Source organism: Pseudomonas sp. BAV 4579 (genome assembly GCF_009765395.1).
GTDB classification, from domain to species: domain Bacteria; phylum Pseudomonadota; class Gammaproteobacteria; order Pseudomonadales; family Pseudomonadaceae; genus Chryseomonas; species Chryseomonas aestiva.
On record NZ_WHOV01000143.1, the window covers coordinates 16,804 to 41,281 of the forward strand.

Here is a 24,478-nt window from a genome sequence, read left to right on the forward strand (position 1 = left end):
CTCGTTCGCAAGCCCGGGCCGCTTCCTTAGCCGTTTTCGCAGGGCCGCCTGGGCCTTGTTTGTCGCTAGCTCGCCAGACTTTGAACAGGCTCTAACGGATGGCTGAGCCGGCTCCGGTATCAATGCCGAGAGGTTACCAATCCTGCCGCACCGCTTCCGGGCCCCACGATGACCAGTCCGGCGAGCCCTGCATGGCGTCGCACGGCGGCTTCGAGGCCAGCGACGAGGGCGTCGCGGCTGCACAGCAGCGCGGTTGGCGCCACCTCGTCCAGCAGGGTCGCTAGCTCCGGCCACACTGGCTCGATTGCTGCCTCGAGTTCCAGGCGCGGCAACAGCGGCAGTCCCTCCGCCAGCATCACCTGACAGTGCCCGTACAGGTCGGCATTCGTCAGCAGCGCATCTCGTTCCGGCCACGACACCAGCATGATGCGGCGGTGACCGAGCGCCAAGAGCTGCCGGGTGGTGCGCGCGATGCGCTGGCCACGTCCCCGGGCCGCTAGAGCGCGAATGGCTGCGGCGCTCGGACCCAGGGTTTGGGTCGAGGGGGCGAGGGCGCTGAACAGGTGGACGACTGGGCGGGAATCCATCGGCGGCCTCTGCTACGGCGTGAGCGGTCAAGAGGTCCAGCGTGCCGGAGGCTGATGGCAGCTTCGTGACAGTACCCCGCACCGCCCTCTCGCGCCCGACCAGGAGTCCGTCATGGTCCGTATGCGAGCGCAACGCCCGGGAGCGGTCTTGCGTTCTCGAGCGAGCCAGCTAGCCTGAAATCGAGGTGTTCTGTCTCAGAGGGGCATGGCATGGACAAATTGCATGAGCGCCTGGCCCAGCTGGATCCACCCCTGCGCCATCGGCTGGAGCGTCAGGCGGACGGTCTGCTGATCATCCTCATCGATCCCGAGCATAACGCGCGGGTATCGCGCTTTATCCGCTCGGATGAGCTGCGGGTCGAGCGGATCAATCTGGTCCTATTGCACGCTATCAACGAATTGCGGCGCAAGGGTGCCCACGTCCCGCTCGACAAGGACAGCGTGTTCATCAACGACCTGTCCGACGAGTGCATCAGCTTTCACGGTTGAACGCTCAGTCCTCCAGCTCCAGATCCAGCAACGCCGCGCCCAGGCCCTTGCCGTGGGCATCCAGCGCCAGCGAGCGGGTGACGCCGCCGCGCAGGGCGCCGGGCAGCACGAAATTCAGCGCGCCCAGGGCGGGCAACTCATAGCGGCGCACGGGCGCGGCGTCGGCGGGTCGGCTGTCGGCGAACCAGGCGGCGACCCGTTCCGCGGTCAGCGCCTGGCGCAGCCGCTCGAAGTCTTCACGGCGATAGGCGATCACCGCCATGTTCGAAGTGTCTCCCTTGTCGCCGGTACGGACGTGGGCGATCTCGCGCAGTTTCATGGCAGCGTCTCCAGCTCCAGGGTAGGGGTGACGGCCGCGCGCGGCCACAGCAGCGAGGCCACGGCGATCACCTCGCGGACAGCCTTGGTGGCGCCACCGCCGCCAGCCGGGCCATTGGTATAGAGGGTTTCCACCTCGTTGCCGATCTGCACCGCCGCCGCGCGCGTAGCGCAGCGCCCGACCACCCGCAAGCGGACCTCCCAGGGTTCGCCGGTAGCGCGCGCGGCCAGCGTCTCGCCGTGCAGGGCGTCACAGCCGATCAGTTCGCAACGCAGCGCCTGAACCGGTACGCCGCAGAGTCGCAGACGCTCGCGCACCACCTCAGCCGCCAGGCGGGCGCGGGCCAGGGCGCCCGGTCCGGCGTAGGACAGCTGGCCTTCGCCATGCCAGCCGTCGCGATAACCCACCGAGACCTTGAGCTGTTCCGGGCGCGGCTTGCCCCGGGCCCCGCTGACCGCGACCCGGTCGGGCGCGGACTGCTGCAGGGCGACGCCGGAAAAGTCGGCAGTGACGTCCGGCGTCAGATAGGCCGCCGGGTCGTGTACTTCATAGAGCAGTTGCTCGCTGCAGGTCGCCGGGGTCACGCAGCCGCCGGAGCCCGCGATCTTGGTCAGGGTCGCCTGGCCCTCGGCGTCCACCTCGGCCAGGGGAAAGCCCAGGCGAGCGAGGTCCGGGACATCCTTGTAGCCGGGGTCGGCGAAGTAGCCGCCGGTGACCTGACCGGCGCATTCCAGCAGATGACCGACCAGGGTGCCGCGCCCGCGACGTTCCCAGTCATCCGCCGCCCAGCCGAATTCATGCACCAGGGGCGCGAGGAACAGCGAGGGATCGGCTACCCGACCGGTGATGATGACATCGGCATCCGCTTTCAGGGCCTGGACGATGCCTTCCACCCCCAGGTAGGCATTGGCCGAGATCACCCGGTCGCCCAGTTCGGCCAGGGTCTGGCCGCTGTCCAGCAGGGCGTCGGCGGGCAACTGGGCCAGCACGTCGTCGCCGGCCACCGCAGCGATCTTCAGCCCGGTGACGCCCAGCTCGCGCGCCAAGGCCGCGACCTTGCGCGCCGCGGCGGAGGGATGGGCGGCGCCCATGTTGGTGATCACCCGCAGGCGCGGACGATCCGCCTGATTCAGCAGCGGCAGGATGCGGCGCATCCGTGCCTCCAGCAGCGGATCGAAACCGGCCTCGGGATCGGCCAGCCGCGCCTGTTGCGTCAGGGCGATGGTGCGTTCGGCCAGGCATTCGAACACCAGGTAGTCGAGGCGGCCGTGTTCGGCCAGCTCCACGGCGGGTTCGATGCGATCACCGGAATAGCCGGCGCCGCAGCCAATGCGAAGAAGACGGCTCATCTAGAAGACTCCCAGGAGCAGGGCGGTCAGGGTCATCAGCACCGAGGCCGCGAACAGGAAGGGGATGGTGAAGCGCTGGTGATCGGCCAGGTCCAGCTTGCACAGGCCCACCAGCAGGAAGGTCGCCGGGGTCAGGGGGCTGACCGGGAAGCCGGTGGTGTGCACCCCGAGCAGCGAGGCCTGGGCCACCTGCACCGGATCGACCCCCAGGTTGCGGCCGACCTCGGCGATCACCGGCATGACGCCGAAGTAGAAGGAATCCGGATCGAACAGCAGGCTCAGCGGCATGGACAGGAAGCCCACCACCGCCGGGATCAATTGCCCGTGGCCAGCCGGGATGCCCGCCACCGCCACCTGGGCCATGGCCTTGAGCATGCCGCTGCCCTGCATGATGCCGGTGAAGACCCCGGCGGCGAAGAGGATGCTGGCCATGGTCAGGGCGGTCTTGGCATGGGCATCGATGCGCGCCTTCTGGGCGTCCACCGAGGGGTAGTTCAGGCACAGCGCGGCCACGGTGCCGAGCATGAACATCACCACCGGATCGACCCAGCCGGCGATCATCACGCCCATCACCACCAGGGTCAGCAGCAGGTTGATCCAGAACCGCCCGGGGCGGCGCAGGGCGCGCTCGGCATCGCTGAGTACCTGCTCCGGTGCGGCACCGGCCCCTTCGGCATTCAGCCAGGGCGCCTGGCCGGCCAGGGTCAGGCGCTTCTCCTCGCGGCGGCCGAGCCACCAGGCACTGGCGAAGACAAAGGCCAGACCCACTAGCTGCACCGGGATCAGTGGCTGGAACAGCTCGGCCACCGGCACGTGCAGGGCGGCGGAGGAGCGCAGCACCGGGCCCGTCCACGGCAGGAAGTTGACCCCGGCGGCCATCGCGGCCACGCAGGCCAGGATGCGCCGGTCCAGCCCCAGGCGGGTATAGAGCGGCAGCATGGCGGGGATGGTCACCAGGAAGGTCACCGCGCCGGAGCCGTCCAGGTGCACCAGCAGGGCGAGCAGGGCGCTGCCGCAGACGATGCGCGTCGGCCGGGTGCCGACGGTGCGCAGGATGCGGTCGATGATGGGATCGAGCATCCCGGCGTCGGTCATGATGCCGAAGAACAGGATGGCGAAGACGAACATGCCGATCACCGGGGCGACGCCCTTGATGCCGGCGATGATGAAGGCGCTGGTGCCCAGGCCGAAGCCACCGATCAGGGCCGCGGCGATGGGAATGACGATCAGGGCGACCAGGGGCGAGACGCGCTTGCTCATGACCGCGACGAGCAACGCAAGAATGGTGACGACACCGAGCAGGGCGAGCATGGCGGACTCCTTGGACCGTGGCACGGCAGGCGGGCGCACGGGAGGTTTTGTTGTTGTAGGTCCAGTATTCGAAGACGTCCGATGTCCTGTAAATTGGAATCTTCCGAAGCAGCGTTCAGAAAAACAAAATGAAGAATCTGCTCCAGCACGTGCAGGCCTTTCTCGCCGTGGCCCGTCAGGGCTCATTCGCCCGCGCGGCCGAGGAGTTGCACCTGTCCCCTCCGGCGCTCACCGTGCAGATCCAGCAACTCGAAGCCTGGCTGGAGGTGCAACTGCTCGAACGCACCCCGCGAAGGGTCCAGCTCACCACCGCCGGCGAAGAACTGCGTGGGCCCCTGGAGCGCATCCTGGTAGACCTGGGCGATGTCCAGACCCATGCCCGGGATCTGGCGGGCCTGCGCCGCGGACGGATCACCCTGGCGGCCTTGCCGTCCTTTTTCATGGGCCCCTTTCCCGAATTGCTGAAGACCTTCCAGGCCCGTCATCCGGCCATCGAGGTCCGCCTGCAGGATGTGGTCGCCGGTAGAGTCGAGGCGCTGGTCCGGGAAGGGCAGGTGGATCTGGGCATCGGCGTCCGGCCACGGGCCGTGGGCCTGGACTTCCAGCCGCTGTATGTCGATCACCTGCAGCTGTTCGTCCCTCGCGACCATCCCTGGGCAGGCCGCGCCGAAATCACCCTGGGCGAACTCGACGCCGTACCCCTGCTGCTGACCGGTCGCGACAGCAGCGTGCGCGAGTGCCTGGACTTCGCCTTCGCCGCCGCCGGCTTGCGCCTGGTGGCGGCGCTGGAAGCCAACTACATGAGCACCCTGCTGGCCCTGTTGGCGGCCGGCCAGGGCCTGGCCCTGCTGCCGGAATCGGCGGGCGGGGAGGCCCCGGTGGTGGCCCTGCCGGTCCGTGGCGAGAGCCTGGCCCGGCCGCTGGGCATCCTGACCCCCAGCGGCCGTAGCCTCACCCCGGCGGCTCAGGCCTTCGTCGCCTTGCTCCGGGAGCGGCTGCAGGCAGGCTAATAGTCGAAGGGCTGCCCCAGCTCCTGTTGCAGCCAGTCGAGAAAGCGCCGCACCCGGGCGTAGCGCGAGTGCGCCCGGGGAAACACCAGGTGGTGCGCGGCCACCGGCAGGTCGTCGTCCTGGGGCAGCACCCGCACCAGGTCGCCGCGAGCCAGATAGTCCGCCGCCAGCACCGTGCTCTCCAGGGCGAAGCCCAGGCCATGGCGGGCGGCTTCCAGGGTCATGTAGGAGCGATCGAAACTCAGGGTGTAGGGCCGTTCCGGCAGCGCCAGGCCCTGCTGGGCGAACCAGTTTGGCCACTTCATCAGGGTGGCTTCGGACAGGATCAGCTCACTGTGCAGCAGATCCGCCGGCGACTGGACCGGGCGTTTTTCCAGCAGCTGCGGCGCGGCCAGTACCGCCAGGCGTTCGCGCTGCAGGGTGCGGATCTCCAGGTTCGGCCAGCTGGGCAGGCCGTGGCGGATGTCGATGTCGACCTTGTCGCGGCTGAAATGCAGGGATTCGTAGGAGCAGGAGAGATTGATCTGCAGGTCGGGATGACTCTGGCGGAATAGCTCCAGCCGCGGCATCAGCCAGAGCAGGCCGAAGCTCGGCGCCGAGTGCAAGCGCAGGCATTCCAGGCCGGCATCGCTGGCCGCGCGATCCGTGGCCATGGCCAGCCGGTGCAGCACCTCGCTGACCTCTTCGAGGTATTGCTCTCCGGCCGGGGTCAGGGTCATGCCACGGGCACCGCGGACGAAGAGGGCGCGACCCACCAGGGCTTCCAGCTTGGCCAGCTGATGGCTGACCGCCGAGGGCGTCAGCGCCAGCTGCTCGGCGGCGCGGGCGACGTTGGCGAAGCGAGCGGTCTGCTCGAAGGCTTGAAGGGCTTTCAGGGGTGGCAGGGAAAGCGTCTTGCTGGAATCCATGGGGCGCGGCTCCTATGGCCAGTTCGAGGCTGATTGTCGAGAGACCAGACCCTGTTGCCAAGCCGCAGGCATGAATTTTATTCAGCACGGTCTGACGCAGGCTGCGTTGCTGGGACCCTGGGGCAGGGGCACTCTGGCCCTCAGCGACAGCCCTCCACAACAACAAGAAGGATAGCGTCATGCCCCTGAACGCCCTGCTGCTGCAAGACAAGATTGCCCTCATCACCGGCGCCGCCTCCGCGCGCGGCATCGGTCGGGCCACGGCCCAGGCCTTCGCCGCCCAGGGCGCGCGGGTCATCATCCTCGACCTCGATGCCAGTGCCGCGCGGGATGCCGCCGCCAGCCTCGGCGAAGGTCACCTGGGCCTGGCGACCAACGTGGCCGACGAAGCCCAGGTCAGGGCCGCGGTCGACCAGGCGCTCGCCCACTACGGCCGCCTCGACGTGCTGGTGAACAATGCCGGCATTACCCAGCCGGTGAAGACCCTGGAGATCAGCCGCGCCGACTACGACCGCATCCTCGACGTCAACCTGCGCGGCACCCTGCTGATGTCCCAGGCGGTGATCCCGGCCATGCGCGAGCAGGGCGCTGGCAGCATCGTCTGCCTGTCCTCGGTGTCCGCCCAGCGTGGCGGTGGCATCTTTGGCGGACCGCACTACAGCGCCGCCAAGGCCGGGGTGCTGGGCCTGACCCGGGCGATGGCGCGGGAATTCGGGCCGGACGGCATCCGCGTGAATGCCCTGACCCCCGGTCTGATCCAGACCGACATCACCGGCGGACTGATGCACGACGAACGCCGCCAGTCGATCATCGACGGCATCCCGCTGGGTCGCCTCGGCGAGCCCAAAGACGTGGCCAATGCCGCGCTGTTCCTGGCCAGCGATCTCTCCGGCTACCTGACCGGCGTCACCCTGGACGTCAACGGCGGCATGCTGATCCACTGATCGCCCCCTCGTTTTCAACGCTCTGCATCGACAAGGGCGCCCGCGGCTGCGGCGCCCATAACAACAAGAGATCAGACCATGACTACGCTCACCCTGGCAGCGGCCACCTCGGCGCGCGCCAATGCCTATCGCAAGACCGCCTGGCGGCTGATGCCCTTCCTGATGCTGTGCTACTTCTGCGCCTATCTGGACCGGGTCAACGTCGGCTTTGCCAAACTGCAGATGATGAACGACCTGGCGCTGAGCGAAGCCGTCTACGGCCTCGGCGCCGGCATGTTCTTCATCGGCTATTTCCTCTGCGAGGTGCCCAGCAACATCATCCTGCACAAGGTCGGCGCGCGACGCTGGATCGCCCGCATCATGATCACCTGGGGCATCCTTTCGGGGCTGTTCGCCTTCGTCGAGACGGCCTGGCAGTTCTACCTGCTGCGCTTCCTGCTCGGCGTGGCCGAGGCAGGCCTGGCGCCCGGTCTGCTGCTCTATCTCACCTACTGGTTTCCCACCTACCGCCGCGCCCGCATGACGGTGCTCTGGTTCGTCGCCATTCCCCTGTCGGGCATGATCGGCGGCCCGCTGTCGGGCTGGATCATGAATCAGTTCGCCGGCGTCCACGGCTGGGCCGGCTGGCAGTGGATGTTCGTCATCGAAGCCATCCCCACGGCAGTGGTGGGGCTGATGGTGCTCGGCTATCTCAAGGACGGCGTGCAGCAGGCGACCTGGCTGGACGACGAGGAAAAGGCGCTGATCCAGAAGGAACTGGCCGAGGACAACCAGCACAAGACCGAGCACGCCAGCGTGCGCGACTTCATCCGTGATCGCCGGCTGTGGCTGCTGGCCGCCATCTACTTCTGCGTGGTCATGGGCCAGTACGCCATCACCTTCTGGCTGCCGACCCTGGTGCGCAATTCGGGGGTCGCCGATCCGCTGCACATCGGCCTGCTCACCAGCCTGCCCTATATGTGCGCCATCGTCGCCATGCTGCTGGCCGGGCGCAGCGGCGACCGGCACCGCGAGCGTCGCTGGCACCTGGTGATTCCCATGCTGCTGGGCGCCTGCGGCCTCAGCCTCGCCGCGGTCTTCGGCCACAACGTCACCCTGTCGATCCTCAGCCTGTGCCTGGCCGCGGCCGGCATCCTCTCCGCGTCCTCGCTGTTCTGGATGCTGCCCACCACGCTGCTGGGCGGGGTCACCGCCGCCGCCGGCATCGCCGCGGTGAACAGCTTCGCCAACCTGGCCGGCTTCTGCTCGCCCTACCTGATCGGCTGGATCACCACCAGCACCGGCTCCAGCGCCATCGGCATGTTCCTCATCACCGGGGTGCTGGTGATCGGCGCCACGCTGGTCCTGCGCATTCCCGCCGCCCTGGTCAATCGCTAATCGAGGTACAGATCATGACCGCTTCTTCGCCACAGCTCGCAACGCTCTCGCTGGCCGAGCGCGCCCACAACATCCGCCGCCATGCCCTGCGCATGGGTCAGATCCAGGGCCAGGGTTATGTCGGCCAGGCCCTGGGCGTCGCCGACGTCCTGGCCGTCGCCTACTTCCATGCCCTGAGCTACCAGCCGCAGGACCCCGACTGGGAAGGGCGCGACCGCTTCTACCTGTCCATCGGCCATTACGCCATCGCCCTCTACGCTGCGCTGATCGAGGCCGGCATCGTGCCGCAGGAAGAACTGGAGACCTATGGCTGCGACGACAGCCGCCTGCCCATGTCGGGCATGTCCGCCTACACCCCGGGCATGGAGATCACCGGCGGTTCCCTCGGCCAGGGCCTGGGCATCGCCGTGGGCGCCTGCCTCGGGCTCAAGCGCAAGAACTCCGGCGCCTTCGTCTACAACCTGCTGTCCGATGGCGAACTCAACGAGGGCGCCACCTGGGAAGCGGCCATGTCGGCTTCCCACTGGCAACTGGACAATCTCATCGCCCTGGTGGACGTGAACAACCAGCAGGCCGACGGCCATTGTCGCGAGATCCTGGCCTTCGAACCCCTGGCCGAACGCTGGCAGGCCTTCGGCTGGTTCGTCCAGCGCGTCGACGGCAACGACCGCGCGGCCCTGGTCGCGGCCTTCGACCGCGCCCGCCAGCACCCCGGCCGGCAGCCCCGGATCATTCTCTGCGATACCCGCATGGGCAAGGGCGTGCCCTTCCTGGAAACCCGCGACAAGACTCACTTCATCCGCGTCGAGGCGCACGAATGGGCCCTGGCCCTCGATGCCCTGGATGCCGGGAGGGACTTCTGATGACTACCAGCACCGCGACCAAGGCACGCCTGACCACCTCGGCGATGATCGCCAGCATCGCCGCCGAGGGCCAGCCGACGCGGCCGGCTCCGTTCGGTCACGCCCTGGCGGCCCTGGCCGAACAGCGCCAGGACATCGTCGGCCTCACCGCTGACCTCGCCAAGTACACCGACCTGCACGTCTTCGCCAAGGCCCATCCCGAGCGCTTCTACCAGATGGGCATGGCCGAGCAGCTGCTGATGAGCGCCGCCGCCGGCCTGGCGCGCGAAGGCTGCGTGCCCTTCGCCACCACCTATGCGGTGTTCGCCTCGCGGCGCGCCTACGACTTCATCTGCATGGCCATCGCCGAAGAGAATCTCAACGTCAAGATCGTCTGCGGCCTGCCGGGGCTGACCACCGGCTATGGGCCCAGCCACCAGGCCACCGACGACCTGGCGATCTTTCGCGCCATGCCCAACCTCATGGTCATCGATCCCTGCGACGCCCTGGAGATCGAGCAGGCGGTGCCGGCCATCGCCGCCCACCAGGGGCCCGTCTACATGCGCCTCCTGCGCGGCAACGTGCCCCTGGTGCTGGACCGCTACGACTACCGCTTCCAGCTCGGCAAGGCCCAGGTGGTGCGCCCCGGTCGCGACGTGCTGGTGGTGTCCACCGGCCTGATGACCATGCGCGCCCTGGAGGCCGCCGAGGCCCTGGCCGCGGATGGCGTGGACGTCTCGGTGCTGCATGTGCCGACCATCAAGCCGCTGGACGAAGCGACCCTTCTGGCGGAAGCCCGCAAGCCGGGACGGCTGGTGGTGGCGGCGGAGAACCATTCGCTGATCGGTGGCCTGGGGGAGGCCGTCGCGACCACCCTGCTGCGCAACGGCGTGACGCCCACCTTCCGCCAGATCGCGCTGCCCGACGCCTTCCTCGACGCCGGGGCGCTGCCGACCCTGCACGACCGCTACGGCATCTCCACCACGGCGGTCTGCCAGCAGATCAAGGGTTGGTTGTAGGGAATAGGGCTGCGGATCGCGCTCGGTGGCGCCGCAGCCTAGTGCCCCACTAACTCAGTGGGGCACTTCGTCTTCACCCAGCTCCCGCGCCAGGCGCACGACAGTGACACCGCTACCCAGGTGGCGGATCGAGGGCTGGATCAGCACGCAATTAGGGTAGGGAGTGCGGATCTCGCGCTCGCCGTCGGTGGCGATCAGGGTACCTGCCTCGGGGATGGTTTCCAGACCCTTGAAGTCCTGGGTAAAACGGAAGTCCAGGGTGTCGGCGACGATGGCATCGGTCACTCGCAGGAAGCGCTGGCGCGTTGGCTTGGCTACCTGCAGCAGGTCGGCCACCGCAGCCTCATCCACCACCTCGGCCAATAGCAGGAAGCGCGCGACGCAATCGAGGGCGATCTGGCGGCTCACGGCCAGCACGTGCTGGCCGGTTTCGATCAGCAGGGCGTTCTTGGGACTATCGCCTTCGCCGAAGCCGCCGAAGTCACGCAGGCGCCGACCGTTCTGATGCCCGGCGTCGGCGATGACGAATTCCGGTGTACCCAGCTGGGCGGCCAGACGCAGCCCTTTTGCCAGCGGACCGGTCATCATCAGGGGTGCGGAATGCTCGTGCATGGAATGAATATCCAGCAGCCAGTCGACCTCATCGATAAGCGGGCGCAGTTGCTGGGCGCGCGCCAGGTCGGTCGTGGTGGCCGGACCCTGGAGGCGCTGTGGCAGCCAGACGCGATTCATGTCCTCCTCCAGGTAGCGGGTGGCGTCGATGTCGTCCGGGTCAAAGGCGTGATAGGCGGCCACGTTGCCAAAGGCCAGGGTCAGCTTGCCACGGCGCGGACGGATACCCCGGCGCAGCAATTCGTCGACGGCGATGGCGCCGCTGACCTCGTTGCCGTGGGTCAGGGCCATGATGGCCACGTGAGGACCTTCGACGCCGCTGTCGAAGGTGTGGACGTAGTCGATACCGGTGTTGCCGGTCTTCCAGCGGTCGACGTCCGGAAACGCGACTTCGATGGGGTAGCGGGGCAGACCGGCACGGATCTGGGCGAGAGTGGTCATGGCAGGCTCCTAGGGTGGGCAGGCCGGGGCCGGGCCCCGGCGATGGATCAGGACGGGACGAGGCGCCGGGCGCGGGTCAGCGCCAGGATCGATACCAGGCTCAGGGCGGCGGTGGCCATCACGTAATAGCTGGGGGCCAGGTTGTCGCCACTGCTGTTGATCATCCAGGTCACCACCAACGGGGCGAAGCCGCCAAAGGCCGTGACCGAGAAGTTGTAGCTCAGCGACAGGCCCGAGCCGCGGGTACGGGTGGGAAAGGCATCGGCCAGCATGGCCGGGATCGGCCCGAGGGATGCGGCGATCAAGACGCCCACCAGCGCCTGCACCAGCAGCAGGGTGGTGATGGAGGGCAGGGCGTTGAGCAGCAGGAACAGCGGGTAGGACGACAGGCCGACCAGGGTCATGGCGATGCCCAGCACCCGCAGGCGGCCGAAGCGGTCCGACAGGATGCCGAACACCGGGGACATCAGCATGATGGCAAGGCCAGTGATGAAGGCGCCCAGAAAGGAGGAGGTAGCGGCGATGTGCAGCTGCTTCATGGCGTAGGTGGGCATGTACAGCTTGTGCACGTAGTTGAAGGCGGTGGCGCCGGACACCACGCCGATGCACAGCAGCAGCACGCGCCAGTCGGCCTGCAGCAGATCCCGCACCGGGGTCGGCTCCGGGCCTTCGCGGCGGGCCAGCGCCTTGAATTCAGGCGTTTCATCCATCTGCCGGCGGATATAGAGGCCGATCGGACCGATCAGCAGACCGATGCCGAAGGCCAGGCGCCAGCCCCAGTCGTCCAGCTGCGCCGGGCTTAGCACATAGCTCAGGACCGCCGCTACGCCAGCGGCGAAGACCGTGGCCAGCCCCTGGGTGGACAGCTGCCAGCTGGCGAAGAAGCCGCGCCGGCCTTCGGTGGCGTTCTCGGCCATGAAGGCGGTGCAGGCGCCGAACTCGCCGCCGCTGGAAAAGCCCTGCAGCATCCGCGCGACGATCACGATCAGCGGGGCCAGCACGCCAATCTGGCCGTAGGTGGGCACGCAGGTCATCAGCAGGGTGCCGATCATCATCAGGGCGATGGACAGCGTCAGCGAGGCCTTGCGACCGCGGCGATCGGTGTAGGATCCGAGCACTACGGCGCCCAGCGGTCGAATGATGAAGGAGATGGCGAAGGTGGCCACGCTCAGCAGCAGGGAGGTGGTTTCATTTTCCGCTGGAAAGAACTGCCGGCTGATGATGACGGCGAAGTAGCCGTAGATCAGCAGGTCGTAGAATTCCAGGGCGTTGCCGATGCCGGCCGCGCAGATTTCCTTCCAGGAGCCGCGCCGGACGGGTGCGCCAGCCTCGGCGCTGGCAAGGGTCGATATGGAGTGCGACATGGCCTGGTTCCCCTTGGCGGAGCGCGGCCGAGGGTGGCGGCGCCTTCACGAGTGAGGTTCAACCTTGGGTCATGGTTGGGCAGTGGCTCAATTGCCGTTTCGGCACAACTGAGGGCCAAGTGGGCACAGGGGCTCAAGAGCCTGCGTGCTGGCGGAGTGCCTGGAGCCGATTATTTCGCCGTGCACCGTTATGAGGCAGTTTCCGCCAGGGTCTGCCAGATGCGTTCGAGGCGTTCATCGTGGCGACCGCGCAGCCGGTGCAGGCAGATGTCGAAGGTGGCGACCAGACTGGTCGATCCCGCTAGCACCAGACTGCCCTGGGCCAGGGACTCGCGTACCACCATGCGGGGCAGCCAGGCCAGGCCGTGGCCCCGCCGCGCCATCTGGTGGATGGCAGGGTAGGAGTCGGCCTGGTAGATCATGCGCATGGCCAGCTTGCCCGGCAGGCGGGCGAGATGCCGGGCCAGGACGCCACTCAGCGCCAGCGACGGTGCGAAGGCCACCCAGGGTACGACGGGAGCGCCATCGTCCAGACGGTGGCGGGGTTGCCCGCTGGCATCCGGCGCACTGACCGGCAGCAACTCGTCCTGGCTGATGACCAGGGTGTCGAAGCGTACCGGATCGAGCAGTCGCTCGGTTAGCGGACTGCTGAAGATCAGCATCAGATCGGCATCGCCCGCGGCCAGTCGGCTGATGGCTTCCTGGGCGCCGCTGGTAATGAGCGAGACGGGAAACTCTCCGAAGCGCGCCCTGAGGCTGTCGTACCACTCTGGAAAGAAATCGCTGGCCAGCGTACGGCCGGTGGCGATGCGGATCGGCTGTTCGCGCTGCAGGGCGGTGCCCTGGAACAGCGAGCGGCACTCGCTCAGCCGGTCGACCACCTCGCGCGCCGTTTCCAGCAGCAGCAGGCCCTCGGGCGTCAGGCTGATGGGCTGCTGACGACGGATCAGCGGAGCTCCGCACCAGTCTTCCAGGGCTCTGATACGTCTGCCGAACGCAGGGTGGGTGACGAAGCGGTTTTCCGCCGCCCGTGAGAAACTGCGGGTGCGTGCCAATTCGATGAAGTCTTCCAGCCATTCCAGTTGCATAGATCCCAGACCTGTTTCGGGGCCAGGGCAGGGTACGGCGTGCCAGCGTTCACGACCAGTCCGGGCCGGGGCTCGACGCCGCCCACCCATCCGGGCAAGGTGGGCAGCTGTCTTCCATCGCCTGCTGGCCGCCATGTCCGATACCGATGAACTCACCCTGCGCAAGCTGGAGATCTTTCTGGCCTTCATGCGCAGCCGCAACCTGGCGCGGGCCGCCGCCGAGCTGGGCACCAGCCATGTCAGCGTGCACCGCGCCATCCATTCGCTGGAGAACGCCCTGCGCTGTCCGCTGTTCAAGCACGAGGGGCGTACCCTGACGCCGCTGGACGGCGCCTTCGTGCTGGAGGCCCGGGCCGAACGGCTGATGCAGGACCTGGCGGAGACGGTGCGCCTCACGCGGCAGGCGGCGGGCTTTTCGGCCGATCGCTTCCGCCTGGGCGCGCTTTATTCGCTGACGGTCAAGACCGTGCCCCAGCTGATCATGGGCCTCAAGCTCAGGCGCAGCGAACTCAACATCGACCTGGTGCTGGGTTCCAACGCCGACCTCGCCGTGCAACTGCACGACTTCAAGCTGGATGCCATGCTGGTGGCGCTGGACGACGCCGTGGTGGATGCCGACTGCGAGAGCGTCGAGCTGTTCAGTGACGACATCTTTCTCGCCGCGCCCAGCGACTCGCCCTTCGCCGACCAGGCCGAGGTGGACCTGCGCGACCTCGCGGGGGTGCCCTTCGTGACCCTGACCCAGGGCTTCGCCACCTTTCGCGACGGCCGCCAGGTGTTCGCCCAGGCCGGCTTCGAGCCGGAGGTGATCATGCAGGTCAACGACATCTTCTCGCTGATGAGCATGGTCAGCTCTGGGGTGGGTTACGCGCTGTTGCCCGGGCGGGTCGAGGCGGTCTACCAGAGTCGCCTCAAGCTGCTGCCCCTGGCACCGCGCTACCGGCTGCAGCAGCGCATCGGCGCGGTGTTCCTGCGCAGCCGCGAGCGCGATCCCAATCTGCTGGCCTTCGTCGCCGAATGCCGGATGTACGCGCGCGGCTGACGCCGCGTCTCAACCGCCGACGACGGCGCGGGTGGCCAGGAACAGCAGCGAAGGGCCGAGCAGGCACCCCAGGGCCGTGTAGAAGGCCGCCGTCAGGCAACCATAGGGCACCAGGCGCGGATCGGTGGCCGCGAGGCCTCCGGCCACGCCGCTGGAGGTGCCCATCAGGCCGCCGAAGATCACCGCCGTGCGCGGATTGTTCAGGCCGATGTAGGGCGCCAGGAAGGGCGTGGCGATCATCACCACGATGGACTTCACCAGGCCGGCGGCGATGGACAGCGCCATGACGTCGGAGCTGGCGCCGATGGCCGCGCCGGTCACCGGACCGACGATGTAGGTCACGGCACCCGCACCGATGGTGGTGAGGCTCACGGCGTCGGTGTAGCCAAAGGCCAGGGCGATGGCGACGCCAGCGATGAAGGAAGAGAACACCCCCATCAGCAGGGCGATGACCCCGGCGATGCCCGCTTCGCGCAGTTCGCGCATGTTGACGCCAAAGGCCGTGGCGGCGATGGCGAAGTCACGCAGCATGGCGCCGCCGAGCAGGCCCAGGCCGCCCAGCAATGGCAGGTCGACCAGACCCTTCTGGCCACCACTGATGACCCCGCCGACATAGGCGAGCAGCAGGCCGAGAAAGATGGCGATGGCCGAGCCGTGCAGGCGACCGCGGGTGAGTTTGTCGGAGAGCCAGTAGGACACCCACATGATGACGCCGATGACGGCGAAGGAGGCGATCAAACCGTAGGACTGGGTGGTCTTGCTCAGGGCTTCGATCAGCATGGCGGTCACCGGGCGGTCTGGCTAAGGGGAGCAGGGGTGGCAGTGGCCGGCTTCTTGCGGCCCAGGCGATCGAGCACCGGCACCAGGGCGAAGGCGATACCCACGGCCGTCAGGCCGGCGAGGATGGCCATGGGGCCGCTGTGCAGGGCCCCCACCACGTTCTGCTGCGCCGCCATGGCGACCACGATGGGAATGTAGATGGCACTCCAGAATTCCACGCCCTGTTCGGTCTTAGGCTTGAGGCCGGTGCCGCGATTGCTGATCCAGCTGCTGAAGAAGATCAGCAGCAACATGGCGATACCGACCCCGCCGACGTTGGCGGGCACGCCGATGAGCCGGCCCAAAACTTCGCCGGCGAAGATGCCGGCCAGGGTGCAGAGGGAAAGTAAAGCGACACCGTAGATGATCATTGTTGTTGTCCTCGGTTGTGCTTGGGGGTGGGGTGAAGCCTGGCACCGCTCTCGCTTTTGTCCGCTCTCGCTTGGGAAGAGGGCCGGGGTGAGGGCAGCCGCCGTATGGGGAATGTTCAGTCCGGTCGCGCCGCCTCCTCGCGCCGCAGCGCGTCCAGGGTCTCGGGGTGGGTATCCTGCCAGGCCAGTGCGCCGCTGGCGGGCAGCACGCGCCTGGCCAGTTGGCTGAGCACGCTGCCCGGCGCCAGTTCGATGGCCAGACGCACGCCGCGCTCGCGGGCGGCTTCCAGGGTGGCGTGCCATTCGATGGGCCGCGCCATGTTGAAGGCCAGGTCGTCGCGCAACTGCTCGGCACGCACCAGCCGTCGTGCCGAGGTACCGCTTAGATAGGCCAGCCGGGGCGCGCGTAGCTCGACCTCGGCAAAGGCCTGATTCAGAGTCTGGGCCGCTTCGGCGAGCAGCGGGCAGTGGGACGGCACGCTCATGGCCAGGCGCTTGGCCGCCGCGGCACCCTGGGCGCGCGCGGCTTCGGCCAGCGCGGCCAGGCCGGCATCGCTGCCCGCGACCACGTATTGCTGCTCGGCATTGGCATTGGCCAGGTACAGCGGCGGGGCAGGGCGATGGTGGTCAGCGACCAGGCTCTCCACCGCGCCACGCCCCAGGCCCAGGATCGCCAGCATGCCGTAGCCGGACGGGTAGGCCGTCTGCATCAACTCGCCACGAAGGGCCACCAGGCGCAGGGCGTCGGCGAAGTCCAGGGTCTCGGCCACCACCGCCGCGGCATAGGCACCGATGGACAGCCCAGCCACCAGCTGTGGCGCCGGTCCGCGGCTCAGCAGCAGGCGCGCCGTGGCGACGCCGGCGATCAGCAGGCAGAGCTGCACGGCGCGGGTGTGTTCCAGGGCCTGAGCAGAGTCCAGGCTCAAGGGATCGAGGTCCAGCACCGCGGCGGCTTCCGCCAGGGTACGCCGGACCTCGGCGTCGTCGGGCAGGGCATGCAGCAGGCCGGGACGCTGGGCGCCCTGGCCGGGAAACTGGAAGAGGGTACTCATGCGGCGCGCGCCTCCGGCCAGGGATCGCCTACCAGCTGGGGACCGGCTGCGGTCTTGAGCAGCACGCGTGGGGCGTCTCCGGCCCAATCGGCCAGGGCCACGCCGCCGAGTGGGGTCTCCAGCAGGATGTCCAGGCGGCATCGCGCCTGCCCGTGCAGGGACGCCAGCAGGGCCCGCGCCCGCTCGCGTGACAGCGGGGCTGCACAGCGGATCAGCAGATCCAGATCGCTCCCCGCATGCAGAGCCGGCCAGCCGGAGGCCAGTTCGTAACCCGCGGCGCCGGTGGGGCCCCAGGGCAGGCCCAGGTCATCCAACCGGGTGTGCAGGCGGGCCAGGGTTTCGAAGACGGGCAGATCGCGGCAGCCGTTCGTGATCCGCAGCGCCTCGGGAGACCGCCGCTGCAGCACGACTGCAGGCTCCAGCCAGGCCGCCAGCCGCTCGGCGCGGGTGGTGCCGCGCAGGCCGACCGGGATGCGGCCGGGCTCAGGTGTCGCGCGGCGGACGACGACGGGCAGGCCGGCTTGGGCGACCTGGCGGGCCCAACCGGGGGCTTGCGCGGGCAGGGCGTCCGGGGTGAAGCCCCAGAGGAGGTCGTGGGGGCACCCGCTCATCACGCGTTCCATCCCGCCCGCAGGCGATCGCGTACTGCGCGAGAGGCCGCGCGATTGGCGCCGTCCAACCGTAGTTTGAGATCGGTGGTACCGCTGGCGAGCACATCGGCCTGGGCCTCGGCCAGGGCCTGGCGTACCTGCTGCAGATCTGCGGTCGAGGGCTGGTCGGGCTGGGCCACTTCCAGCTGGCGCCAGAGCAGGCCCAGGGAGGCATAGCTGTCCAGGTCGTAGGCCATGGGCGGAATATCGGCGGCCAGGCGCTCCAGGTCTTCGACGCTGCGCAGGGTGACCCGCGCGGCCGAGGCCTTGCCCATGGCATGCACCTGCACCTGGGGATCGCGCAGGGCCAGCAGGCGATTGGCCTGGTAGCCATGGGCGAGAAAGCCGCCGGACATGGCCTTGCCCACCAGCAGGCCCAGTACCGGATGCCCGGCCAGGCGCGCCTCGGCGTAGGCCCCGGCGGCCCCGGCCAGGGCCTGGTGGATGCCGTAGGCCTCCTCGCGGCGACCATAGGCCTGGCTGGGCACGTCCACCAGGGCGATCAGGGTGCGTTTCACCTGGGTGCCAGCATCCTCGGCGATGGCCTGCTGAATGGCCCGGGCCAGGCCCCAACCCTCCAGCAGACCCACCTCGCCCTGGCGGGCGCGGGGAAAGGGATTCTCGCCGTCCACTACCACCGCCAGCCAGCGCGCGGGGCGTCCGGCCAGTTCGAGGTCGGCGACGCGCAGGGAGGCGGGCAGGCCGGTGACGGCCTCGCCCTGGCCGGCCAGCGCCTGGAACCAGGTCAGGCCGCGTTGCGAAGGCTGGGTGCTCATGGCTGGTCTCCGGCATAGAGGTGGCGGACCGCGGCGGCGTCCGCCTGGGGACGGATGTCGAGATCGGCGAGGCGCGTTAGGTAGTGGTCGATCTGCTGGCTGCGCAAGGCGCCGGCAGCGCCCTGGGTGAAGGCCTGGCGGATGGCGGCGGTCACGGCGGCGCTGTCGTCGGCGACGAAGACGTCGGCCAGACCCGTGGCGACCCGCTGCTCGCCGCCGGTCAGGCTCCAGATGAACGGACGGTCGCGGGAATCGTATTCCTCGATGCCGGCTTCCTGCTCGATCACCTGGGGCCCGTTGAGTCCCAGGCGGGCCTCGCGGGTGACGATCAGCTGGCTGCACAGGCCCGCGGCGATGGACATGCCACCAAAGCAGCCGACGCTGCCGGCGATGACGCCGATGACCGGCTGGTGCGCGCGCAGGGCGACGATGCCCGCCTGGATCTCGGCGATGGCGGCCAGCCCCAGATTGGCCTCCTGCAGGCGCACGCCGCCGGTTTCCAGCAGCAGCACGGCGCGGGTCGGGGTGCCGGCGAGGTTGTCCTCCAGCGCCAGCTCCAGGGCACCGGCGATCTTGGCGCCGCCCACTTCGCCCATGCTGCCACCCTGGAAGGCGCCCTCGATGGCGCAGACCACCGCGGGCTGGCCGTCGATCAGCCCCTTGGCCACCACCACGCCGTCATCGGCCTGGCAGACGATGCCCTGCTTGGGCAGCCACGGCGACATCAGCCGTTCGAAGGGGCCGACCAGCTCGCGAAAGCTGCCGGCATCGAGCACCACACGGGCCCGCTCGCGGGCGCCGAGTTCGACGAAGCTGCGGCTGTGCAGCAGCTCCTGGACATCGGGAAGAGGGGCTTCAGCCATGGGTGCTGTCCTCCAGGTCGAGGGTTTCCAGACCCTGCTCCAGGCGCAGGCGCACCACGCCCGGGGTGGCGCCGAAGTCGTGGATGTCCAGGGTCAGGGCCGGCAGGTCCTCGCGGGTGGCGAACAGCCGGTCGAAGAGGGCGCGCCAGCGCGGTTCGCTGCCGTTGACCGAGGTGGTCACCTTGAGGGTGAAGTCGGCGTTGGCGGGTTCGAGCAGGACCTCCAGGTCCCCCGAACCGACACAGCCGACCAGGGCGCGACCCTGGCGGCGCTGGCTGGCCGGATAGCGGCAGGTGAAGTGTTCCATCAGAGGTCTCCAGGGAGCCATGGCTCCAGGCGATCGACCAGAAGGGTGGCGGCCAAGAGATCGGCGGCGCCGCCGGGAGAGGCATTGGCGGCCAGCAACTGGCGATCCAGGGTCAGCAGCTGGCGCCGCCCGGCTAGGCTGGCGCTGCCCCCGGCCTGCAGCACGGCGCGGGCGCCCTGCTGCATGGTGGAGAGGGCCGCCGGGCCGCCCCGGTGCAGCACGCAGGTATCGTCCAGCGCGGTCATGATGGCCAGCAGCGCATCCAGGCGCGCGTTCTGTTCGCCCGCACCGGCCAGGCGGCTGGCGCGCAACTGCGGCAGACCGCGCTGGTGGATGGCGGGAAAGCCCGCGGTGGCCTCGGCCCGGGCACCGCCGAAGCCATAGCGCTGGGCGACGCGCTGGCCATGGCTGGGCGCCGCCTGGGGCGCGTCCGGATCGGGCAGGCTGGCCAGGCGCCCGGCCGCCAGGCACAGCGCCTGGGCGGAAGCCGGACGTCCATGCACGGTCGCCGTCACCAGCAGCCCCAGCGCCCAGATGGCGCCACGGTGAGTGTTGACCCCGTGGGTGACCTGCAGCATGGCGGCTTCGCCGTCACGCCCCAGTTGGCCGATCAGGCGGCGCAGGTCGGCGGCGGGCAGTCCTCGCTCGGCGGCTTCGGCCATGGCCTGGAAACAGGGCTGCAGCGCCTGGGCCGAGGTCAGCATCAGGCCAAGGCTGAGGTCACTGTGGGCGCCCTGGCCGCGGCGATCCACCAGGGCCGGCTTGGGCGAGAGTTCGGCTTCGTCCACCAGGGCCGTCACGGCCAGGTCGGCCAGACGCTCGGCGAGCGATGAGGTACGGCGGGCGAGGGCGCGCATCACCAGCTCCTGAACTTGGCCGGGGGTTGATAGAGGCCGCCGGACCATTCCACCAGCTCGCCGATGCTCTTGGCGGCGAGCAGCTCGCGACTGGCATCGGTGCGGCGGATGCCGAGGTCCTCGGGCAGGGCCACCAGGCCTTCCTGGCGCAGGCGGCGGGCCTCGGCGGGATCGCTGCGCAGGCCGATGGCGGTGACCCCGGCCACGGCGGCGATCATCGCCCGGCGTTCTTCCAGGGAGCGGGCACGGTAGAGATAGGCGATGCCTTCCTCGGTGAGCAGGTGGGTGACGTCGTCGCCATAGACCATGATGGGCGCCAGCGGCATGCCGCTCTTGCGCGCCACCTCCACCGCATCCAGGGTGTCGACGAAGGTGGGTTTGCCGCCTTCCTGGAAGGTTTCGACCATCTGCACCACCAGCTTCCTGCCGCGTTCGAGCAGGGCCGGTGCGCCGTCGCCGGTCTGCTGCCGCATGTCCAGCCAGGCCGGGGTGGGGTGACGCCGACCGTGCGGATCATGGCCCATGTTGGGCGCGCCACCAAAGCCGGCCAGGCGCCCCCGGGTCACGGTGGAGGAATGGCCGTCGCCATCCACCTGCAGGGTGGCACCGATGAAGAGGTCCACGGCGTACTGACCGGCCAGCTGGCAGAGCAGCCGGTTGGAGCGGAGCGAGCCATCGCGACCGGTGAAGAAGACGTCCGGGCGCTGGGCGATATAGCCCTCCATGCCCAGCTCGGTGCCAAAGCAGTGCACGCTTTCCACCCAGCCGCTCTCGATGGCCGGGATCAGCGTGGGGTGGGGATTGAGCGTCCAGTGCCGGCAGATCTTGCCCTTGAGGCCCAGGCGCTCGCCGTAGGTGGGCAGGATCAGCTCGATGGCCGCGGTGTTGAAGCCGATGCCATGGTTGAGCGACTGCACCTGGTGGCGTTCGTAGATGCCGCGGATCGCCATCATCGCCATCAGCACGTGCACCGGCTTGATGTGGCGCGGATCGCGGGTGAACAGCGGCTCGATATAGAAGGGCCGATCGGCCACCACCACGAAATCCACCCAGTCCGCCGGGATGTCGACTCGCGGCAATTCGGACACGTCGTCCACCAGCTGGTTGACCTGGACGATGACGATGCCGTCGCTGAAGGCCGCCGGCTCGATCAGCGCCGGGCTGTCCTCGGTGCTGGGGCCGGTGTAGATGTTGCCGGCGCGATCGGCCATGAAGCCGGCGCTGAGCACCACCTTGGGGATCAGGTCCACCAGCAGGCGGGCATAGAGTTCGATGTAGGTGTGGATGGCGCCGACTTCCAGCAGGCCGTCCTCCAGCAGCTGGCTGATCCTCAGGCTCTGGGTGCCGGCAAAGGAGAAGTCCAGCTTGCGGGCGATGCCGCGCTCGAACAGGTCCAGGTGCTCGGCGCGACCGACGCTGGGCATGATCATGTGCAGGTCGTGCAGCCGGGCCGGATCGACCTGGGCGAGGCTGCGGGAGAGGAAGTCGGCCTGCTTCTGGTTGTTGCCTTCCAGCACCACCCGGTCGCCGGGGGCCAGCAGCTGTTCCAGGGCCGCGACGATGGAGGCGGTGGGCAGCACCTTGCCATCGGCCAGCGTGGCCACCCGGTCCAGGCGCTGCTGCTTGTCGCTGCGGCGCCTGGCGATCCGAGCCGGTGGGGAGGATGTCGTTGTCATTGGGGTCTCCACGAATCACCTGTCGTGGAGTCACCCTAGACCTCGACTGCCGGGCGTTCAATCAACCTGAGGACGGAATCGTTACGCTGAAGTTAACGATTCCGTTGATCTCAGGTGCCTGCGACCGGCTCAGGTCTTGTCGACCGGGGTGAAGACCGTGGTGGTCTTGGAGAACCAGCTGGTGGGGGTCACGTCGACATTGGCGTTGTCGAATCTCAGGCTGTTCTGCACCTGCTTGAGCGTCAGGTTGGCCTGCCAGTATTGCTCGTGGCCCAGCTCCTGGTTGGCCCTGTGCACCAGGTCCAGGGTTTCCTGGGCCGGCAGTACCGCGGTCGAGTAGTCCACTTCGACCCCGGCCACCTTGAGGATCGCGCCGGCGCCCTGGGTGTCGCCCTGCTGGATCTTGGCGTTGGCCTGGGCCACGGCCTGATTCTTGGCCGGGGTGGCGACATAGTCGTCACGCAGCGCCATACCGCTCCAGATCGGCAGCCAGGACGTGGCCTTGGCGTCCTGCGCGGAGACCTGCATGAGTTTGCCGTCCTGGCCCCGCAGGTCCCTGGCCGACTTGAGATAGGCGGTCTTGTCGGTCTGGGCCGTTTGCAGGGCGCTCTCGGCGGCGCCCAGCTGCTGCCTGGCCTGATCGACGTGACCTTCGAAGAGATCCTGACGCGCGGCGATCACGTCCCTGAAAACCGATTGGCCCTGCTGGGAAATCGCCGGCAGGGTGGCGACCTGCTGGGTGGCGACATCGGGCCGGGTGTCGGCCAGGGCGGCGGTGGAAAACACCGAGGCGATGCTCAGGACGAGGAGGCTCTTGGCGATACGACGATTGAGGTTCATGTGCTTCTCCCGGAGACGAAAGTGACTGGAACCGCGGGGTATCGGGCAGGGCTGCGGGATACCTTGGGGTTAGTGTCGATCCGGTGAGCTTAACGATCGCTTAGCAGACTATCGGTAGGTGTAATCCGATGTGTCGGACGCTGAAACGGAAACAGCGCCCGCCCCGGAGATTCCGGAGCGGGCGCTGCTGGCGGGCTGGGGCGCCTCAGCGCACCAGGCAGGGCTTCTTGTTATCGAAGGTCCAGTTAGGCGAGAGGAATTGCATGGCCATGGCGTCGTCCCGCGCGCCCAGGCCCTTGGTCTTGTACAGCTCGTGGGCGCGGGCGAGGGCGTCCAGATCCAGCTCCACGCCCAGGCCACCCTGCTGCGGCACCGCGACCAGGCCGCCCTTGATCTCCAGCGGCTGGCGGGTGAGGCGTTGACCATCCTGCCAGATCCAGTGGGTATCGATGGCGGTGATCTTGCCCGGCGCCGCGGAGGCGACGTGGGTGAACATGGCCAGGGAGATGTCGAAGTGGTTGTTGGAGTGCGAACCCCAGGTCAGGCCCCAGTCGTTGCACATCTGCGCCACCCGCACCGAGCCCTGCATGGTCCAGAAGTGCGGATCGGCCAGGGGGATGTCCACCGATTGCAGCTGGATGGCGTGACCCATCTGGCGCCAGTCGGTGGCGATCATGTTGGTGGCGGTGGGCAGGCCGGTGGCGCGGCGGAATTCAGCCATCACCTCGCGTCCGGAATAGCCGTTTTCGGCGCCACAGGGGTCCTCGGCATAGGCCAGCACCTGGTGCTGGTCGCGGCACAGGCGGATGGCTTCCTTGAGCGACCAGGCGCCATTGGGGTCCAGGGTCACGCGCGCCTCGGGGAAGCGCTCGGCCAGGGCGGTGACCGCCTCGATCTCGGCATCGCCGCTGAGCACGCCTCCCTTGAGCTTGAAGTCCTTGAAACCGTAGCGGTCATAGGCGGCCTCGGCCAGGCGCACCACGGTCTCGGGGCTCAGGGCCTCTTCGTTGCGCACGCGGAACCAGGCGTCGTCGCTCTCGGCTTCGCTGCGGTAGTCCAGCGTGGTCTTGTTGCGGTCGCCGACATAGAACAGGTAGCCGAGCATCTCCACGGCATCGCGTTGCTGGCCTTCGCCGAGCAGGGCGGCGACCGGCACCTCCAGGTGCTGACCGAGCAGGTCGAGCAGGGCGGCTTCGATGGCGGTCACCGCGTGGATGGTGACGCGCAGGTCGAAGGTCTGCAGGCCGCGGCCACTGGCATCACGCCCGGCGAAGGCCTGGCGGACCTGGCCGAGGATGCGCTGGTACTGGCCCAGCGGCTGGCCGATGAGGAACTGGCGGGCGTCTTCCAGCGTCTGGCGGATGGTCTCGCCGCCGGGCACCTCGCCGACGCCGGTGCGACCGGCGTTGTCCTTGAGGATCAGCACGTTGCGGGTGAAGTAGGGGCCGTGTGCGCCGCTGAGGTTGAGCAGCATGCTGTCCTGGCCGGCGACGGGTACGACTTCCAGCGAGGTGACCACCGGGGTGCCGGTGTGCAGGGCAGGCGTGGCGTTGAATTGCGTCATG

26 protein-coding genes are annotated in these 24,478 nt (G+C 68.5%); 7 read left to right on the plus strand and 19 right to left on the minus strand.

The genetic code is table 11. From position 1 onward, the window contains the following. Positions 1–119 precede the first annotated feature (119 nt). Positions 120–587, minus strand: coding sequence for a substrate-binding domain-containing protein (locus tag GSQ95_RS22310; RefSeq protein ID WP_158890998.1), 468 nt, complete (start codon positions 585–587; stop codon positions 120–122). A gap of 210 nt (positions 588–797) precedes the next feature. Here GSQ95_RS22310 and GSQ95_RS22315 point away from each other — a divergent pair, with 210 nt between their 5' ends. Beyond that, positions 798–1,076, plus strand: a complete 279-nt coding sequence (locus GSQ95_RS22315; RefSeq protein ID WP_158891000.1) for a hypothetical protein — start codon at positions 798–800, stop codon at positions 1,074–1,076. 4 nt (positions 1,077–1,080) lie between these two features. Here the strand turns inward: GSQ95_RS22315 and GSQ95_RS22320 are convergent, their stop codons facing one another. Genes GSQ95_RS22320 through GSQ95_RS22330 form a run of 3 tightly spaced genes read right to left on the minus strand, consistent with a single transcriptional unit; the run spans position 1,081 to position 4,055 of the window. Further along, positions 1,081–1,395 (minus strand): hypothetical protein, encoded by a 315-nt coding sequence (locus GSQ95_RS22320; protein WP_158891002.1) that lies wholly within the window; start codon positions 1,393–1,395, stop codon positions 1,081–1,083. Next, positions 1,392–2,744 carry an acyclic terpene utilization AtuA family protein gene (locus tag GSQ95_RS22325; RefSeq protein ID WP_158891004.1) on the minus strand — a complete coding sequence of 451 codons (1,353 nt, stop codon included), beginning with the start codon at positions 2,742–2,744 and terminating at the stop codon, positions 1,392–1,394. The genes GSQ95_RS22320 and GSQ95_RS22325 overlap by 4 nt, the downstream gene beginning before the upstream one ends. Continuing rightward, positions 2,745–4,055: a CitMHS family transporter gene (locus GSQ95_RS22330; protein ID WP_158891006.1), complete on the minus strand. Its 1,311-nt coding sequence runs from the start codon at positions 4,053–4,055 to the stop codon at positions 2,745–2,747. It lies immediately after the preceding gene. A 128-nt stretch (positions 4,056–4,183) separates the two neighbouring features. Between GSQ95_RS22330 and GSQ95_RS22335 the strand changes: the two genes are divergently transcribed. Continuing rightward, the gene (locus tag GSQ95_RS22335; RefSeq protein ID WP_158891008.1) at positions 4,184–5,065 is read left to right on the plus strand and encodes a LysR family transcriptional regulator; all 882 of its coding nucleotides are present in this window, start codon (positions 4,184–4,186) and stop codon (positions 5,063–5,065) included. Here the strand turns inward: GSQ95_RS22335 and GSQ95_RS22340 are convergent. Continuing rightward, a complete protein-coding gene (locus GSQ95_RS22340; protein ID WP_158891010.1) occupies positions 5,062–5,973 on the minus strand; it encodes a LysR substrate-binding domain-containing protein in 912 nt (303 codons plus the stop codon). The genes GSQ95_RS22335 and GSQ95_RS22340 overlap by 4 nt on opposite strands. A gap of 194 nt (positions 5,974–6,167) precedes the next feature. Between GSQ95_RS22340 and GSQ95_RS22345 the strand changes: the two genes are divergently transcribed. The 4 genes from GSQ95_RS22345 to GSQ95_RS22360 all read left to right on the plus strand — a co-directional run bounded on the left by GSQ95_RS22345 (position 6,168) and on the right by GSQ95_RS22360 (position 10,155). Next, positions 6,168–6,917 (plus strand): SDR family NAD(P)-dependent oxidoreductase, encoded by a 750-nt coding sequence (locus GSQ95_RS22345; protein ID WP_158891036.1) that lies wholly within the window; start codon positions 6,168–6,170, stop codon positions 6,915–6,917. Between the two features lie 78 nt (positions 6,918–6,995). Then, positions 6,996–8,294, plus strand: a complete 1,299-nt coding sequence (locus tag GSQ95_RS22350) for an MFS transporter (protein ID WP_158891012.1) — start codon at positions 6,996–6,998, stop codon at positions 8,292–8,294. A 14-nt stretch (positions 8,295–8,308) separates the two neighbouring features. Then, positions 8,309–9,157, plus strand: coding sequence for a transketolase (locus GSQ95_RS22355; protein WP_158891014.1), 849 nt, complete (start codon positions 8,309–8,311; stop codon positions 9,155–9,157). Next, on the plus strand, positions 9,157–10,155 hold the full coding sequence (locus tag GSQ95_RS22360; RefSeq protein WP_158891016.1) for a transketolase family protein: 999 nt from the start codon (positions 9,157–9,159) through the stop codon (positions 10,153–10,155). The genes GSQ95_RS22355 and GSQ95_RS22360 overlap by 1 nt, the downstream gene beginning before the upstream one ends. A gap of 54 nt (positions 10,156–10,209) precedes the next feature. Here GSQ95_RS22360 and GSQ95_RS22365 read toward each other — a convergent pair whose 3' ends face one another. The 3 genes from GSQ95_RS22365 to GSQ95_RS22375 all read right to left on the minus strand — a co-directional run bounded on the left by GSQ95_RS22365 (position 10,210) and on the right by GSQ95_RS22375 (position 13,660). Continuing rightward, positions 10,210–11,208, minus strand: coding sequence for a succinylglutamate desuccinylase/aspartoacylase family protein (locus GSQ95_RS22365; RefSeq protein ID WP_158891018.1), 999 nt, complete (start codon positions 11,206–11,208; stop codon positions 10,210–10,212). A 47-nt stretch (positions 11,209–11,255) separates the two neighbouring features. Continuing rightward, positions 11,256–12,572: an MFS transporter gene (locus tag GSQ95_RS22370; protein WP_158891020.1), complete on the minus strand. Its 1,317-nt coding sequence runs from the start codon at positions 12,570–12,572 to the stop codon at positions 11,256–11,258. Positions 12,573–12,760: 188 nt separating this feature from the next. Next, the gene (locus GSQ95_RS22375; protein WP_158891022.1) at positions 12,761–13,660 is read right to left on the minus strand and encodes a LysR family transcriptional regulator; all 900 of its coding nucleotides are present in this window, start codon (positions 13,658–13,660) and stop codon (positions 12,761–12,763) included. A gap of 133 nt (positions 13,661–13,793) precedes the next feature. Here GSQ95_RS22375 and GSQ95_RS22380 point away from each other — a divergent pair, with 133 nt between their 5' ends. After that, positions 13,794–14,702 carry a LysR family transcriptional regulator gene (locus GSQ95_RS22380; protein ID WP_158891024.1) on the plus strand — a complete coding sequence of 303 codons (909 nt, stop codon included), beginning with the start codon at positions 13,794–13,796 and terminating at the stop codon, positions 14,700–14,702. A gap of 9 nt (positions 14,703–14,711) precedes the next feature. Here GSQ95_RS22380 and madM read toward each other — a convergent pair whose 3' ends face one another. The 11 genes from madM to gudD all read right to left on the minus strand — a co-directional run bounded on the left by madM (position 14,712) and on the right by gudD (position 24,477). Continuing rightward, positions 14,712–15,479, minus strand: a complete 768-nt coding sequence (gene madM, locus GSQ95_RS22385; RefSeq protein ID WP_158891037.1) for a malonate transporter subunit MadM — start codon at positions 15,477–15,479, stop codon at positions 14,712–14,714. Between the two features lie 8 nt (positions 15,480–15,487). Beyond that, entirely contained in the window at positions 15,488–15,892 is a 405-nt protein-coding gene (madL, locus tag GSQ95_RS22390) for a malonate transporter subunit MadL (protein ID WP_158891026.1), read from the minus strand. A gap of 116 nt (positions 15,893–16,008) precedes the next feature. Then, positions 16,009–16,944 carry a malonate decarboxylase subunit epsilon gene (gene mdcH, locus GSQ95_RS22395; RefSeq protein ID WP_158891028.1) on the minus strand — a complete coding sequence of 312 codons (936 nt, stop codon included), beginning with the start codon at positions 16,942–16,944 and terminating at the stop codon, positions 16,009–16,011. After that, entirely contained in the window at positions 16,941–17,555 is a 615-nt protein-coding gene (locus tag GSQ95_RS22400; protein ID WP_256664688.1) for a malonate decarboxylase holo-ACP synthase, read from the minus strand. The genes mdcH and GSQ95_RS22400 overlap by 4 nt, the downstream gene beginning before the upstream one ends. After that, complete coding sequence (gene mdcE / locus GSQ95_RS22405; RefSeq protein ID WP_158891032.1) at positions 17,555–18,370, minus strand: biotin-independent malonate decarboxylase subunit gamma; 816 nt, start codon at positions 18,368–18,370, stop codon at positions 17,555–17,557. The genes GSQ95_RS22400 and mdcE overlap by 1 nt, the downstream gene beginning before the upstream one ends. Next, the gene (locus GSQ95_RS22410) at positions 18,367–19,233 is read right to left on the minus strand and encodes a biotin-independent malonate decarboxylase subunit beta (RefSeq protein ID WP_158891034.1); all 867 of its coding nucleotides are present in this window, start codon (positions 19,231–19,233) and stop codon (positions 18,367–18,369) included. Before GSQ95_RS22410 ends, mdcE begins: the two co-directional genes overlap by 4 nt. After that, on the minus strand, positions 19,226–19,540 hold the full coding sequence (locus tag GSQ95_RS22415) for a malonate decarboxylase subunit delta (RefSeq protein WP_133860715.1): 315 nt from the start codon (positions 19,538–19,540) through the stop codon (positions 19,226–19,228). Before GSQ95_RS22415 ends, GSQ95_RS22410 begins: the two co-directional genes overlap by 8 nt. Further along, positions 19,540–20,397: a triphosphoribosyl-dephospho-CoA synthase gene (locus GSQ95_RS22420; protein ID WP_158973912.1), complete on the minus strand. Its 858-nt coding sequence runs from the start codon at positions 20,395–20,397 to the stop codon at positions 19,540–19,542. Before GSQ95_RS22420 ends, GSQ95_RS22415 begins: the two co-directional genes overlap by 1 nt. After that, positions 20,397–22,073 (minus strand): malonate decarboxylase subunit alpha, encoded by a 1,677-nt coding sequence (gene mdcA, locus GSQ95_RS22425; protein WP_158896446.1) that lies wholly within the window; start codon positions 22,071–22,073, stop codon positions 20,397–20,399. The genes GSQ95_RS22420 and mdcA overlap by 1 nt, the downstream gene beginning before the upstream one ends. A 129-nt stretch (positions 22,074–22,202) precedes the next feature. Next, on the minus strand, positions 22,203–22,913 hold the full coding sequence (locus tag GSQ95_RS22430; protein ID WP_158896445.1) for a YfdX family protein: 711 nt from the start codon (positions 22,911–22,913) through the stop codon (positions 22,203–22,205). 205 nt (positions 22,914–23,118) lie between these two features. Beyond that, entirely contained in the window at positions 23,119–24,477 is a 1,359-nt protein-coding gene (gudD, locus tag GSQ95_RS22435; RefSeq protein WP_158896444.1) for a glucarate dehydratase, read from the minus strand. Position 24,478 lies beyond the last annotated feature (1 nt).

What these genes read in the sequence shown, in the direction of transcription:
- GSQ95_RS22320 (WP_158891002.1), bottom strand. Translation starts at nt 1,395, where the DNA reads ATGAAACTGCGCGAGATCGCCCACGTCCGTACCGGCGACAAGGGAGAC.
- GSQ95_RS22335 (WP_158891008.1), top strand. Translation starts at nt 4,184, where the DNA reads ATGAAGAATCTGCTCCAGCACGTGCAGGCCTTTCTCGCCGTGGCCCGT.
- mdcA (WP_158896446.1), bottom strand. Translation starts at nt 22,073, where the DNA reads ATGACAACGACATCCTCCCCACCGGCTCGGATCGCCAGGCGCCGCAGC.
- GSQ95_RS22325 (WP_158891004.1), bottom strand. Translation starts at nt 2,744, where the DNA reads ATGAGCCGTCTTCTTCGCATTGGCTGCGGCGCCGGCTATTCCGGTGAT.
- mdcH (WP_158891028.1), bottom strand. Translation starts at nt 16,944, where the DNA reads ATGAGTACCCTCTTCCAGTTTCCCGGCCAGGGCGCCCAGCGTCCCGGC.
- mdcE (WP_158891032.1), bottom strand. Translation starts at nt 18,370, where the DNA reads ATGAGCACCCAGCCTTCGCAACGCGGCCTGACCTGGTTCCAGGCGCTG.
- GSQ95_RS22420 (WP_158973912.1), bottom strand. Translation starts at nt 20,397, where the DNA reads ATGCGCGCCCTCGCCCGCCGTACCTCATCGCTCGCCGAGCGTCTGGCC.
- GSQ95_RS22330 (WP_158891006.1), bottom strand. Translation starts at nt 4,055, where the DNA reads ATGCTCGCCCTGCTCGGTGTCGTCACCATTCTTGCGTTGCTCGTCGCG.
- madL (WP_158891026.1), bottom strand. Translation starts at nt 15,892, where the DNA reads ATGATCATCTACGGTGTCGCTTTACTTTCCCTCTGCACCCTGGCCGGC.
- GSQ95_RS22310 (WP_158890998.1), bottom strand. Translation starts at nt 587, where the DNA reads ATGGATTCCCGCCCAGTCGTCCACCTGTTCAGCGCCCTCGCCCCCTCG.
- GSQ95_RS22410 (WP_158891034.1), bottom strand. Translation starts at nt 19,233, where the DNA reads ATGGCTGAAGCCCCTCTTCCCGATGTCCAGGAGCTGCTGCACAGCCGC.
- GSQ95_RS22340 (WP_158891010.1), bottom strand. Translation starts at nt 5,973, where the DNA reads ATGGATTCCAGCAAGACGCTTTCCCTGCCACCCCTGAAAGCCCTTCAA.
- gudD (WP_158896444.1), bottom strand. Translation starts at nt 24,477, where the DNA reads ATGACGCAATTCAACGCCACGCCTGCCCTGCACACCGGCACCCCGGTG.
- GSQ95_RS22375 (WP_158891022.1), bottom strand. Translation starts at nt 13,660, where the DNA reads ATGCAACTGGAATGGCTGGAAGACTTCATCGAATTGGCACGCACCCGC.
- GSQ95_RS22415 (WP_133860715.1), bottom strand. Translation starts at nt 19,540, where the DNA reads ATGGAACACTTCACCTGCCGCTATCCGGCCAGCCAGCGCCGCCAGGGT.
- GSQ95_RS22315 (WP_158891000.1), top strand. Translation starts at nt 798, where the DNA reads ATGGACAAATTGCATGAGCGCCTGGCCCAGCTGGATCCACCCCTGCGC.
- GSQ95_RS22370 (WP_158891020.1), bottom strand. Translation starts at nt 12,572, where the DNA reads ATGTCGCACTCCATATCGACCCTTGCCAGCGCCGAGGCTGGCGCACCC.
- GSQ95_RS22355 (WP_158891014.1), top strand. Translation starts at nt 8,309, where the DNA reads ATGACCGCTTCTTCGCCACAGCTCGCAACGCTCTCGCTGGCCGAGCGC.
- GSQ95_RS22430 (WP_158896445.1), bottom strand. Translation starts at nt 22,913, where the DNA reads ATGAACCTCAATCGTCGTATCGCCAAGAGCCTCCTCGTCCTGAGCATC.
- GSQ95_RS22365 (WP_158891018.1), bottom strand. Translation starts at nt 11,208, where the DNA reads ATGACCACTCTCGCCCAGATCCGTGCCGGTCTGCCCCGCTACCCCATC.
- GSQ95_RS22350 (WP_158891012.1), top strand. Translation starts at nt 6,996, where the DNA reads ATGACTACGCTCACCCTGGCAGCGGCCACCTCGGCGCGCGCCAATGCC.
- GSQ95_RS22360 (WP_158891016.1), top strand. Translation starts at nt 9,157, where the DNA reads ATGACTACCAGCACCGCGACCAAGGCACGCCTGACCACCTCGGCGATG.
- GSQ95_RS22400 (WP_256664688.1), bottom strand. Translation starts at nt 17,555, where the DNA reads ATGAGCGGGTGCCCCCACGACCTCCTCTGGGGCTTCACCCCGGACGCC.
- GSQ95_RS22380 (WP_158891024.1), top strand. Translation starts at nt 13,794, where the DNA reads ATGTCCGATACCGATGAACTCACCCTGCGCAAGCTGGAGATCTTTCTG.